Source organism: Microbacterium sp. HMWF026 (assembly GCF_003061325.1).
GTDB lineage: Bacteria > Actinomycetota > Actinomycetes > Actinomycetales > Microbacteriaceae > Microbacterium > Microbacterium testaceum_E.
On record NZ_QAJB01000303.1, the window covers coordinates 1 to 12,440 of the forward strand.

General features: G+C 71.6%; 13 protein-coding genes. 5 read left to right on the plus strand and 8 right to left on the minus strand.

All coding sequences use genetic code 11. The features are described from left to right. Positions 1-1,919: NAD(+) synthase (locus DBR36_RS11800; RefSeq protein WP_108319612.1), on the plus strand; the 1,919-nt coding region annotated here is incomplete at its 5' end. Between the two features lie 21 nt (positions 1,920-1,940). Here DBR36_RS11800 and DBR36_RS11805 read toward each other — a convergent pair. Beyond that, positions 1,941-2,438 (minus strand): DUF427 domain-containing protein, encoded by a 498-nt coding sequence (locus tag DBR36_RS11805; RefSeq protein WP_108319632.1) that lies wholly within the window; start codon positions 2,436-2,438, stop codon positions 1,941-1,943. A gap of 102 nt (positions 2,439-2,540) precedes the next feature. On the opposite strand from DBR36_RS11805, the gene DBR36_RS11810 reads away from it, so the two are divergent. From DBR36_RS11810 to DBR36_RS11820, 4 genes are all read left to right on the plus strand, one after another. After that, the gene (locus DBR36_RS11810; RefSeq protein WP_108319614.1) at positions 2,541-2,738 is read left to right on the plus strand and encodes a hypothetical protein; all 198 of its coding nucleotides are present in this window, start codon (positions 2,541-2,543) and stop codon (positions 2,736-2,738) included. Continuing rightward, on the plus strand, positions 2,735-2,866 hold the full coding sequence (locus tag DBR36_RS18400) for a hypothetical protein (RefSeq protein ID WP_258222764.1): 132 nt from the start codon (positions 2,735-2,737) through the stop codon (positions 2,864-2,866). Before DBR36_RS11810 ends, DBR36_RS18400 begins: the two co-directional genes overlap by 4 nt. Positions 2,867-3,007: 141 nt before the next feature. Continuing rightward, the gene (locus DBR36_RS11815) at positions 3,008-3,952 is read left to right on the plus strand and encodes an aldo/keto reductase (RefSeq protein ID WP_108319616.1); all 945 of its coding nucleotides are present in this window, start codon (positions 3,008-3,010) and stop codon (positions 3,950-3,952) included. A 55-nt stretch (positions 3,953-4,007) separates the two neighbouring features. Beyond that, complete coding sequence (locus DBR36_RS11820) at positions 4,008-4,565, plus strand: nucleoside phosphorylase (protein WP_108319618.1); 558 nt, start codon at positions 4,008-4,010, stop codon at positions 4,563-4,565. A gap of 33 nt (positions 4,566-4,598) precedes the next feature. On the opposite strand, the gene DBR36_RS11825 is transcribed toward DBR36_RS11820, so the two are convergent. The 7 genes from DBR36_RS11825 to DBR36_RS11855 form a co-directional block, all read right to left on the minus strand. After that, a complete protein-coding gene (locus DBR36_RS11825; RefSeq protein WP_258222765.1) occupies positions 4,599-6,104 on the minus strand; it encodes an MFS transporter in 1,506 nt (501 codons plus the stop codon). 177 nt (positions 6,105-6,281) lie between these two features. Next, positions 6,282-6,464, minus strand: coding sequence for a hypothetical protein (locus DBR36_RS11830; RefSeq protein WP_108319620.1), 183 nt, complete (start codon positions 6,462-6,464; stop codon positions 6,282-6,284). 87 nt (positions 6,465-6,551) lie between these two features. After that, positions 6,552-9,770 (minus strand): AAA family ATPase, encoded by a 3,219-nt coding sequence (locus tag DBR36_RS11835; protein WP_108319622.1) that lies wholly within the window; start codon positions 9,768-9,770, stop codon positions 6,552-6,554. Further along, positions 9,767-10,921 (minus strand): exonuclease SbcCD subunit D, encoded by a 1,155-nt coding sequence (locus DBR36_RS11840; RefSeq protein ID WP_108319624.1) that lies wholly within the window; start codon positions 10,919-10,921, stop codon positions 9,767-9,769. The genes DBR36_RS11835 and DBR36_RS11840 overlap by 4 nt, the downstream gene beginning before the upstream one ends. 114 nt (positions 10,922-11,035) lie before the next feature. Beyond that, on the minus strand, positions 11,036-11,353 hold the full coding sequence (locus tag DBR36_RS11845; RefSeq protein WP_108319626.1) for a hypothetical protein: 318 nt from the start codon (positions 11,351-11,353) through the stop codon (positions 11,036-11,038). A gap of 1 nt (position 11,354) precedes the next feature. Then, the gene (locus DBR36_RS11850; protein ID WP_108319628.1) at positions 11,355-11,564 is read right to left on the minus strand and encodes a hypothetical protein; all 210 of its coding nucleotides are present in this window, start codon (positions 11,562-11,564) and stop codon (positions 11,355-11,357) included. A 106-nt stretch (positions 11,565-11,670) separates the two neighbouring features. Then, a complete protein-coding gene (locus tag DBR36_RS11855) occupies positions 11,671-11,970 on the minus strand; it encodes a GNAT family N-acetyltransferase (protein WP_108319630.1) in 300 nt (99 codons plus the stop codon). Between the last annotated feature and the right edge of the window lie 470 nt (positions 11,971-12,440).

A 12,440-nucleotide genomic window follows, 5' to 3' on the forward strand; every position in this document is an offset into this window, starting at 1 on the left:
GCGTCGCCGTCGCCGTCTTCCCCGAGCTCTGCCTGACCGGATACGCCATCGACGACCTCGTGATGCAGGACCCCGTGCTCGACGCGGTCGAGAGCGCCCTGCGACGTCTGATCGCGGCATCCGTCGATCTGCTCCCGGTCCTGCTCGTCGGTGCGCCGCTGCGCAACGACAACCGCCTGTTCAACTGCGCCGTGGTGATCCACCGCGGGCGCGTGCTGGGCGTCGCCCCCAAGTCCTACCTGCCCACCTACCGCGAGTTCTACGAGAGCCGGTGGTACGCGCGCGGTGACGACCAGGTCGGTCGGCACATCACCGTCGCGGGCGAGACGGTGCCCTTCGGGCCGGACCTGCTGTTCGACGCGGTCGACGTCCCCGGTCTCACCCTGCACGCCGAGGTGTGCGAAGACGTGTGGGTGCCGATCCCGCCGTCGTCGAGCGCCGCGCTGGCGGGCGCGACGGTGCTGGCCAACCTGTCGGGAAGCCCCATCACCATCGGTCGCGCCGACGACCGCGCCCTGCTGTCGCAGTCGCAGTCGCTGCGGTGCCTCGCCGCCTACGTCTACGCCGCCGCCGGTCAGGGCGAGTCGACCAACGACGTGTCGTGGGACGGCCAGACCATGATCCACGAGGGCGGACAGCTTCTCGCCACGACCGAGCGGTTCCCGGACGGTCCGCGCCGCAGCGTCGCCGACGTCGATCTCGACCGCCTGCGCCAAGATCGCCTGCGCCAGGGGACCTTCGACGACAACCGTCGGACGATCGACCCGGCCTTCCGCACGATCTCGTTCGAGCTCGCACCCCCCGCGGGCGACATCGGCCTGCGTCGCGCCCTCGACCGCTTCCCGTTCGTCCCCGACGATCCCGCCCGTCTCGCGCAGGACTGCTACGAGGCGTTCAACATCCAGGTGTCGGGTCTGGTGCAGCGCCTGCGCGCGATCGGTGGACCGCGACCCGTGCTCGGGGTCAGCGGCGGACTGGATTCCACCCACGCGCTGCTCGTCATCGCCCGCGCCATGGATCGCATGGGGCGTCCGCGCAGCGACATCCTGGCCTACACCCTGCCCGGCTTCGCCACGAGCGCGAAGACCAAGAACAACGCCATCGCCCTGGCCACGGCTGTCGGCGCGACGATCGAAGAGATCGACATCCGGCCCGCGGCGACCGAGATGCTCTCGCGCATGGGGCACCCGTTCGCCGCCGGCGAGCCCGTGCACGACGTGACCTTCGAGAACGTGCAGGCGGGCCTGCGGACGGACTACCTGTTCCGCCTGGCCAACATGCACGGCGGCATCGTCATCGGCACGGGAGACCTGTCCGAGATCGCCCTCGGGTGGTCGACGTACGGCGTCGGCGACCAGATGAGCCACTACTCCGTGAATCCCGGCATCCCCAAGACCCTCATCCAGCACGTGATCCGGTGGGTCATCTCCGCCGGAGAACTGAGCGCGGACACCATCGCCGTCCTGCGCGACGTGCTCGACACCGAGATCAGCCCCGAACTGGTGCCGGCGGGCCAGGACGGCCGCATGCAGTCCACCGAAGACCGCATCGGCCCCTACAACCTGCACGATTTCACGCTGCACCACGTGATGCGCTTCGGCTTCCGGCCGTCCAAGATCGCCTTCCTCGCGGCGCACGCCTGGACTGATCCGGATGCCGGAACCTGGCCCCCAGGTTACCCCGAGGGCGAACGGCCCTCCTACGACCTCGTCACGGTCGCCCGATGGCTCGAGGTGTTCCTGCAGCGGTTCTTCGGGTTCGCGCAGTTCAAGCGCACGGCGATCCCGAACGGGCCCAAGGTCTCGCCCGCGGGCTCGCTCTCACCGCGTGGCGACTGGCGCGCACCGTCGGACGGGAACGCGCGCGCATGGCTCCACGAGCTGCACGCGGCGGTTCCGCACGCTTTCGACCGCGACTGACCCGCCGCGGCCGGGCGGCGGTCACCAGCCCATCGAGCCCGGGACGCCCTTGAAGGGGCCGGCGAGATCGGCCGTGACCCATCCGCCGTAGAAGCCACCCGGCTGTGGTTCGACGGTCTCTCCCGCCAAGACCACCCTGTCCATCGGGCCCGCGTACACGGCGACCCGGTCGAACAACGTCTCGTAGCCGGGCATCGGGTGCGGGTAGTTCCACGCCGCGCGAGGGGCTACTGCTCCCCCGCCCCCGTGCACGTCGAAGTAGCGCGCGCCGCCCTTGAACTCGCAGAACGACGCTCCCTCCCCCCGCGTCAGCGCCTCACCGAATGCGGCGATCGGCAGGTAGTAGACGGGCGGGTGGCTCGTCTCGAGCACCCGGACGACGTCGTCGGTGTCGACGATGCGTCGCCCGCCGAAGTCGATCTGCACCCTCTTGTCGACGCGCTCCACGCGCGGAGGGCGCGGGTAGTCCCAGACGGACTCCTGGCCGGGGCGGACGGGATCGGGAACGGGGCGCGCCATGCGCATACGCTACGCCCGCTCGGAGGGGTCGGGGGTCGCCGTCGTCCACAGCGGATCGGGGCGCCGCGCTCTTTTGGGTAGCCTGGTGCGGAAGGGGGCAGTGTGAACGAGCAGAAGACATCGACCACGAGTCAGCGATACCGCGTCTACCAGGTCGGCGGCATCGTGCTCGCCGCGCTGTTCCTCGCCCTGGGTGTCACGGCCTTCGCGGCCGGCGGAGGCCCCATCATCGCCGCCATCGCCATCACCGGAGGTCTCGCCGTGCTCATCGTCTCGATCGTGATGATGGTGCGCTCGTGAGCGCGCCCGGGGACGGCGGCAAGAAGAAGTACCCGCCCGGGACGATCGCCATCTGGGTCGCCGGAGCCGGCGTCGGTCTGTGGCTGCTGATCAGCGGGCTGATCGGCATCCTGTCCGGCGGCAGCTGAGTCCGCCACCGCGACATCCCGACGAGGGGACCCGTCGGCGTCCGGTCGGGCGCGGACGTGTGCACCGCGGCGTGGCGCGGGAATGCGCTCGCGCGCGGCCCGTTGTCCTGAAGGTCACCGAACCTCTTCAGGAAGGCCATCATGACGCGCATCGGACGCAGCGACCTCGACATCCTCCCCCTCTCGCTCGGCGGGAACGTCTTCGGCTGGACGGCCGACCGCGACACCTCCTTCGCGGTCCTCGACGCCTTCCACGCCGGTGGGGGCGACTTCATCGACACGGCCGACGGGTACAGCGCCTGGGCACCGGGCAACTCCGGCGGCGAGAGCGAGACGCTCATCGGCGAGTGGCTGGCGTCGCGCAAACCCGAGAACGTCGTCGTCGCCACCAAGGTGAGCACGCACCCCGACTTCCGCGGTCTGTCGGGGCGGAACGTGCGGGCCGCGGCCGAGGCCTCGTTGCAGCGCCTCGGCGTCGACAGCATCGACCTGTACTACGCGCACTTCGACGACGCCGATACGCCGCTCGAAGAAACAGTGGCGGCCTTCGCCGACCTCGTGACCGACGGCCTCGTTCGCTATGTCGCGGTATCGAACTACACCGCGGCGCGCATCCGCGAGTGGATCTCGCTCGCCGAGGCCGCGGGGGCCGACCTGCCCGTCGCCGTGCAGCCGCACTACAACCTCGTGCATCGCACCGAGGTCGAGGCCGACATCGTCCCCGTCGCCGAGCAGTACGACATGTCGCTCGTGCCGTACTACGCGCTGGCCACCGGCTTCCTCACGGGCAAGTACCGGACGGCGGATGCCACCGGCGACTCCCCCCGCGCCGAAGGGGCCGCGAAGCTGGCCACCCCCGCCGGCCTCGCGCTCATCGACGCCCTCGAAGAGGTGGGCGATGCCCACGGAGCCTCGATCGCCGCGACCTCGCTCGCGTGGCTGCGCGCGCAGCCAGCGGTGGCGGCGCCGATCGCCAGCGCGTCGAAGGTGGAGCAGGTCGGCGATCTGCTCGCCGGAGCGCGTCTGGAACTCAGCGCCGACGAGATCGCCCACCTCTCGCGCGTCTCGGAAGCCGCGCAGGCGTGACGTCGGTCGGGCCCGCGGCGCACGCGGGCCCGACCGAACCGGCGACAATGGAGGAGTGAAGCTCCTCGTCGCCGCCCATGCGTCCGAACTCATCGCCTTCGAAGCCGAGATCCCCGGCTTCGAGCGTCTGTTGACGGGCGTCGGCAAGATCCCCGCCGCCTCGGCCCTCACCCGTGCGCTGGCGACCGGCGACTACGAGGAGATCGTCGTCGTGGGCACGGCCGGAGCCATCGACGACGAGGTCGAGGGCGGTATTTACGACATCGCCGGCGCCATCCAGCACGACGTGAAGGATCTCGAGGGCACCTTCGGCGCGCACGTGTCGCTCCCGACGCGCGTCGAGACCGGGCACGACGGACTGATCATCGCCACCGGCGACCACTTCGTCGATGACGCCGAGACGGTCCGCCTCATCCGTGGTCTCGGGGCGCGCCTGGTGGACATGGAGTCCTACGCCCTCATCTGGGTGGCGCAGCAATTCGACGTGCCGATCCGCATCCTGCGCGCCGTGTCCGACCGCGCCCAGGACGGCGCGACCGAGCTGTGGGACGACGTCGTCGAGCGGTGCAGCCATGAGCTGCGGGCGGAGTTCCGGACGCGCTACGGCGTCTGAGGCACGGCATCCGGTCGATTTCGGGCTCTCCGCTCAGGGGGTCTGCGATCCGGAGCGCGCACGACCGGCGAGGTCGGCAACCCCCACGATGAGGGCCAACCCGAGGAAGACGCCCACCGTGATCATGCCCGAGGCGTACGCGTCGTGGAACAGGACGACCTGGTCGTCGACCGCCCCCTGCTCGCGGTACACGGTCGCATAGAACAGCGCGAGCGCGATCGCCGTGCCCACCGCCGTGCCGATGCGCTGCCCGAGCTGTCCGACCGAGCCGGCGACCCCACCGCTGCGGACGGGGATGTCGGCGAGCGTCAGCGTCTGATTGGGCGAGATGACGAGCCCGCCGGCGAACCCGCCGACGACCATGACCGCCGCCATGGCCCATGGCGTCCACTCGGGCGCGGTGAACAGGGCCACGAGCACGAGCCCGCCCGCGGTGAAGACCATGCCGACGATGCCCCACACCACCAGGGGCCGTCCCAGCCGCGTGACCAGGTTGCCGCCGATCCACGAACTCCACGCCGATGCCACCGCGAAACCGATCGTCACCATCCCGGCGAACACCGGCTCGAGGCCGAGTCCACCCTGCAGGTACAGCGTGCCGAGCAGGAACATCGCGGGCACCGCCGAGAAGTAGGCGGTCGAGATGAGCACACCGTTGCGGTACGACGAGAGCGAGAAGATCGAGAACGGCATCAGCGGCATGCGACCGCGTTCGGCGTAGCGACGCTCCCAGAACACGAACACGGCCGCGAAGACGACGCTGGCGACGAGCAACCACCATCGGTTCGGGTTGTCGTCCGGGCTGCCGGTGGTGAACAGGAACGGCCACATCAGCGCCAGGATCGTCAGGGCGAAAAGGATGACCCCCACCGGGTCGAGGTCGAGCCGTCGATGGGACTTCGTGCGGGTGTCGGGCAGCAGCCAGGCCGCCAGGACGATCACGACGGCGACGAGCGGGATGTTGATCCAGAAGATCAATCGCCAGCCGTCGGTGTCACCGCCCAGGGCGATGAGCAGTCCGCCGAGAGTGGGGCCGAAGGCGGTGGCGATACCGATCGTCGCGCCGAACAGCCCGAAAGCGCGCCCCCGTTCCTTGCCCTGGAAGAGCTGCTGCACGAGACCGAGCACCTGCGGCATCTGGATGCCGGCTGCCACCCCCTGCAGCAACCGGGCCACCAGCAGCACGGTGGTGTTCGGGGCGAGCGCGCAGGCGAGGCTCGTGACGAGGAAGAGCGACAGCCCCACGAGGAAGAGCACCCGGCGCGAGCGCAGGTCGCCGAGGCGTCCCGCCGGGACGAGGACCAGACCGAAGGTGAGGATGTACCCCGAGACCACGAGCTGCAGTTCGGTGGGGCCGGCGTTCAGGGCCGCCTCGATCGAGGGCAGGGCGACGTTGACCTTGGTCAGGTCAAGGATGGTCAGAGCGGCGACGGCGACGGCCACCCAGTAGGCGCGCCACCGGTGCCGGGGCGACAGGTCGATGTCGCGTGTGACCGGGTGTGCGGACTCCGTGGTGGCGTCGGAAGACTGATCAGGCATCGCGTGGCACGCTACTCCGGCCCGCGGACACCGGACGCGGGCTTGCGCCGCCGCGCGCGGATGCTACCCGCAGCAGCGGGGTGCCGGTGTCGGGTGCGGGTGCGTGTGCGTGTGCGTGTGCGGGTGCGTGTGCGTGTGCGGGTGCGGGTGCGGGTGCGGGTGCGGGTGCGTGTGCGGTCAGTCGACGTCGCGCCGGGCGAAGACGGCGCGGAGCACGAAGAACACGATGACGGCGATGACCGCGACCGCGAGCAGCCGGAACGCGAACGCGATGAGCGAGAACAGGATGTTCACCAGGAACCACGCGATGATCACGGCGACGACGACGCCGAGGATGGTCCAGAGGGTGCTCTTGCGCATGCGTCCAGCCTAGGGGCGCCTGTGGGGGGGTGCGCACCGACGTGGTACCGGCGGGCGGCCCCGCGCGTCGGATCGCGGGCGCGGAGCTCACCGGGCGACCGACACGACCCCCTGGCGGATGGTGCTGGGACCGCGCGGAGTCGCGGCGACGTGCAACTGCGCCGGAAGCTGATCCTTCATCGCGGCGACGTGGCTGATCACGCCCACGGTCCGCCCGCCCTGTCGCAGCTCGTCGAGCGTACGCATGGCCAGGTCGAGGGTGTCGTCGTCGAGTGAGCCGAAGCCCTCGTCGATGAACAGGGTGTCGAGACGGATGCCGCCCGCCCGCGCGGTGACGACCTCGGCCAGACCGAGAGCCAGCGCCAGCGAGGTGAGGAAGGTCTCGCCCCCGGACAGCGATTGCGGCGGTCGACACTGACCCGTGTAGGCGTCCATGATCTCGAGACCCAGTCCGCTGGATGCGCCGCGCGCCGCGAGCGCGTCGGTGTGCTGCAGGCGGTAGCGCCCGGACGACATCTGCTCGAGGCGGAGGTTCGCCGCGGCGACGATCTCTTCGAGCTCGGCGGCCAGGACGAACGTCTCGAGCGTCATGCGACGGGTGTTCGGGGCTCTTCCCGACACGGTGTCGGCCAGCCGTGCGACCACCGCGTGCGCGTCGGCGAGGGCGGCCGTAGCCGCGTGCGCGGCGTCGGCGCGCTCGGCCAGCTGCCGCAGTCGACGCGCCGCCCCGAGCGCGTCGGCGTGCTGCGCCGCGGCGTCGCGGACGTCGTCGCGGGCGGCCGCCACCGCCGCGACGAAGGGCGCGAGGTCGACGGGTTCGTCGGCGGCCTCGACGAGCTGCAGCTCGAGCTCGAGCAGCTGCTGTCGGGTCGCGGTCACCCGTGCGTCGTACTCGGCGATGGTCGTGTCGAGCTCGCGACGGCGGCCCGCGGGACGCAGCGCCGCGGCGACGGCCGCGACGTCGGCGAAGGCACTGGCCTCGACCGCGTCGGTCAATGCATCGACCGCGGTCGAGAGCGCACCGTCGGCGGCCTCGACTGCGGCGAGGGCGACCCGGAGCTCACGCACGGCGTCGCGCCGGTCGCGCAGGTCGCGCTGGCTCTCGCCCACCGTGGCGAAGGCCCCGCGAGCGGCGTCGAGCGTGGCATCCAGACCCTGCAGGCGTTGGCGCTCGAGGGCGAGCTCCTGGCGCACGGACGCCCGTTCGTCGGCGACGGCCGCGAGTCGTCGAGCGATCCGGTCGCCGAGTTCGGCGGCGGCCGCGCGTTCGCCGCGCAGCCGTTCGTGCTCGTCGATCTGCGCCAGGGCGTCGGCGACCCCGTCTTCGGCGACGCGGAGCCGCGCTGCCAGCGTCTCGACACCCTCGCCGCCGGCACGGGCGGCCGCGAGGGCATGGGCGTCGCGCGCGACGCGCGCCGCGTCGGACGCGAGGCGGTCCGCTTCGGCCGCGGCGTTCTTGCGGTCTTCGGCGGCGGAGATCTCGTCGTCGGACACCGGCTCGTCGTCGCCCGATGCGGGATGCGGATGCGATCGGGCTCCGCAGACCGCGCAGGGCTGTCCGTCGACGAGCCCATGGGCCAGTTCGACGGCCGCACCGGCCAGCCGCCGGCGCAACAGCGTCGTCCACGCCTCGACCGAACGCTGCAGGTCGTCGGAGCGGACGAGCGCGGCCAGATCGGCTTGTTCTCGCCGTTCGAGGAGCCGCGCGGCCTCTGTCGCCGCCTCGAGCCGATGGCGGACGTCGTCTCGGGTGGCCACCGCCGCCTCGTGCCGACTCGCCGCGCCCGCGAGCTGCTCGAGACGTTCGTCCAGCTCGGCCAGCAATGCGGGGAGGTCGTCGCGTCCGGACGTCAGCGAGAGGTGTTCTCGATCGAGCTCGTCGTCGCGCGCGGACAGGCGGCGGACCTCTTCGCGAAGGGTCGCGGCTTCGGCCTCGGCGGCGAGCGCCGCCTCGCCGCGGTCGAGGCGAGCGGTCAGTTCGTCGTCGCGGCGAGCCAGCGCCGGATCGTCGTCGAGGCGAGCCAGCGCCGGCTCGTCGATGCGGCGATCGCGCGCGGATTCATCGGCGGTTCGCGCGACGTCGGCGGGAATGTCGGCGGTTCGCGCGACGTCGGCGGGATCATCGGTGAAGGGCGCCTGTTCCGAGACATGGGCATCGACGCCGTCGACGCGCAGCCAGCGCTCCCGCGCCGTCGCTCGGCGGTCTTCGGCCCCCTCGCGGGCCCGGCGCGCCGCCTCGACGGCGTCGATCTCGGCGCGGAGGGCCTCGGCGCGTCCGGCCCGTTCCGCCTCGGAGCGGAGTCCGTCGATGCGCGGGGCGTCGGCGTCGAGGACGCCGAGGGCGTCGCGCACCCGAAGGCGCTCGATCTGCCGGTCGCGCAGGGCGGCAGCCTCGCGCTCGGCCGCGAGCGCGTCGTCGAGCCGGCCGTCGCTCGCGATCCGTTCGCGGGACAGGGTGTCGACGCGGTAGTCCGCGCGCTCCACCACGCGCACGATGCGCGAAAGCCTCTCTCGGACGCCGGTCTGACGCGCCGGCTCGCCCGCACCGGCACCGGCACCAGCACCCGCACCGGCACCCGCACCGGCACCCGCACCGCGGTCGTCCTCGTCCGGGGTCGCCGACGGCGCCGCCTCGATCTCGACCGCCAGGCGTTCGGCCTCGTCGAGCAGGGTGGCCACCTCCACTCCCTCGGCGGCCAGGCGCTCCTGCGCGCGTTTACGTCGATCGTCGAGCTCGCTCGCGTACTGCTCGAACGACTTCGTGCCGAAGAGCGTGCGCAGCAGCGCCAACCGCTCGTCGTTCTTGGCGAGCAGGAATCGCGCGAAGCGGTTCTGCGCGAGGAGGATGACCTGGAGGAATTGCTGCTGCGTCAGACCCAGCACCTCGTCGAGACGAGCGGCGACGTCGACGGGTCGCGCCGCCACTCCCGTCCAGCCCTCGGGGGCGCGCACCTCGAGCAGGGCGCGGTGGGGCTCTTTGGTCGTGCCGCCGCCACGACGCTTGGGACGCTCGAACTCCGGCGAGCGCGTGACGCGCCAGCGCTCTCCTTCGGCACTGAACTCGAGCGTCACCCGGGTGGGGTCGTCGGGGCCGCAGTGGTCGCTGCGCAGCCGCCGCTCCGCTCCGTCGTACCGCGGCACACCCCCGAACAACGCGTAACAGACTCCGTCGAGGACACTCGATTTGCCCGCACCGGTGCGGCCGGTGATCAGGAAGATGCCGTCGTCGGCGAACGCGTCGAAGTCGACGGTCTGCGGGTCGAGGAAGGGCCCGAACCCCTCGAGTTCGAGACGGTGGAGCTTCATGCGCGCGCCTCGCTGACCCGGTGCGCGTCGAGCACCTCGCGGATGAGGGACCGTTCCGCGTCCGACGCGCCCTCACCCTCGCGCACGTGGGAGAGGAAGGCGTCGATCACCTCGGCGTCATCGCGGGCCGCGCGCACGCGCCGCGCGTACCCCTCTGCGTCGTCCGCACGGGTGCCGGCGGGCAGGTGGACCACCGTCGCGCACCACGGGAAGCGTCCCTGCAGCCGCCGCATCGGGTCGGGCTGAGGCGTGGGGTCGGTGTACTCCGCGCGCACCCAGTGCTCGCCGTGGCCGTCGAACCGTTCGTCCGAGAGCAGATCGTCGAGCGGACCGCGCAGGGTGACGAGGGGTCGCGGGACGGGCAACGGCATCCACTCCACCGATCGCAGACCCGAGGCGTGGAGATCGATCAGCCACGAGCCGCGGGGCTTGTCGCCCTCGCCGAAGCTGTAGTGCAACGGCGCACCGGCGTAGCGGACCCGCTCGGACAGCTGCTGCCGCCCGTGGATGTGGCCGAGGGCGACGTAATCGGGACCGTCGAAGGCCGATAGCGGGACGACGTCGAGCCCGCCCTGGCGGATCTCGCGCTCGACGCCGGGCGTCGCCTCGACCCCCGCGGCGAAGCAGTGGGCGGCGACGACGGAACGTCCGCCGCGGGCGGCGAGGTCGGCCCGCACCAGGTCGAGGGCGTGCGTCATGGTCTGCGCCTGCGAGCGCAGCTCGACGCCCTGCCAGAGGTGACGGACGATCGCCGGCTCGAGATACGGGATGCCGTAGACGTGGACGGGTCCGTGCTCGTCGGACACCGTGATGGGGGTACCGACAGCGGCCGGGTCGGTGAGCACGGTGATCTCGGGCCGCAGCAGTCCGGATTGGAAGCCGAGTCGCGCGGTGGAGTCGTGATTGCCGCTCGTGACGACGACGCGCGCGCCCGCGTCGACCAGAGCGCCCAGAGTGCGCGACAGCACGGGGTAGCACGCGGCCGACGGCGCCGCGGAGTCGAAGACGTCACCCGCGACGATCACGAGGTCGACACGGGCCGTGCGCACCTGCTCGACGAGCGCGTCGAGGACCGAGGTCAGGGCGTCGAGCGTCGGATGCCCGTGGAAGGTGCGCCCGATGTGCCAGTCGGAGGTGTGCAGGATGCGCATGCAGACACGGTACGTCGAGCCTCCGACATCGGCTCGCAGCAAACGCCCGGGCTGGCTCGCCGCGCACCCGAACGCCCCGCCCGGATAGCCGGAGCGGGGCGTTCGAGGGTGGGATCAGGCGCCGGCGACTTCGGCCGCGAGCGCGCGGATGCGGTCGTCGCCGAGTTCGAGACCGATCTCGTCGAACCGCTGGCGCAGGACGTCGGCGATGCGCTCCGGGCTCTTGTCGCCGACATCGGCACGGGTCTGGACGACGACGCCCTGGATGCGCGCCTCGTCGTCGGTCGGGTGGGTGTCCATGCGCGGCTCCGACTGCTCGCCGGGGCCCCCGGCCTTGCGGTCGTGGTGCACGGCGCCGCCGACGGAGTCAGCGGCGCCGGCGCCGCCGTCGGGTCCGGTGCCGGGTTCGGGTGCGCGGGTGTCGTGCGCCATGTCAGTCCTCCGTACTCAGGTCGGGGTCGATGCCCTGGCTGGCGGCATCGCCTTCGATGGGGTCCGAGGGCGAAGCGTCGTTCAAGCGGGACGACCCCTTCGCGCTCTCGTTGCGTTCGGCCGTCTCACCATCGGAGACGGAACCGCTTTCCCACCCGCCAGGCGGGTCGGCGTCGATGACGCCCTCGGGCAGATCGCGTTCGTCGTTCATGAGTCCCCTTTCGAGATCTCCAGCTTGGTCGCACGTCTACCGGGCGGAGCAGGGGTTGACGCCCCGCACGCGGCACGCCTACGACGAGGCGAGCGACCCCCGCGGGTCAGGACGAGGGGCGCTGGTGCAGCAGGCCGGCCCGCTCCGGGTGCGACTCGAACCACTCGCCCACGTACCAGCAGACCGGGAGGATCTCGCGCTGCCCGTCGGCCTCGATGGCATCCACGGCTCGTTCCGTGATGACCGCGGCGTAGCCGTGACCGCGGAAGGTCGGGATCGTGAACGCCCTGGTGAGGGCGATGGTGCGCCCGTCGTCGCGGTAGTCGAGGACCGAGACCAGGTCGTCCCCTCGATGGAGGGTGAAACGGGATGCCGCCTTGTCGTCGGCGAACAGCAGATCGGACATGCCGAGAGCGTACGCCGCTCGCGCGCGCCCCGGGCCGATCGCGCAGGGTGCACGGTTCGTCCCCGGAAACGAGGTCCGCCGCTCCGCAGAATGCGCGGTCCGAACGGCGACGTCGCGGATTTGACGGATGGCGCAGGTCTCGGTAATAATCACCCCCATGACTGTCACTGCGCGTTCTCTGTCCGCCCGGGAGGCGAACGGGACTGCCGGCATGATGATGCCCGGCCGCGCGGTGATGTGTTGTCGAATGTGCCGCTAACCGCGACTCCTCGCCGGACGACCTCGTGCTTCTGAACGCCGACGCCGTCCCCCGGTCGCCAGCGGTCCGCGTCGATCACGCGTACTCCGGCGCCGCTCACCGGCCTTTCGGCCCTCACCTCCCGTCGAACCCGCTCTCGGATGACGCCAGGGTTCACCACTGAAGGACTTCTCCTCATGTCGCTCTCCGCCGTTCTTGACCGTCCCCAGAC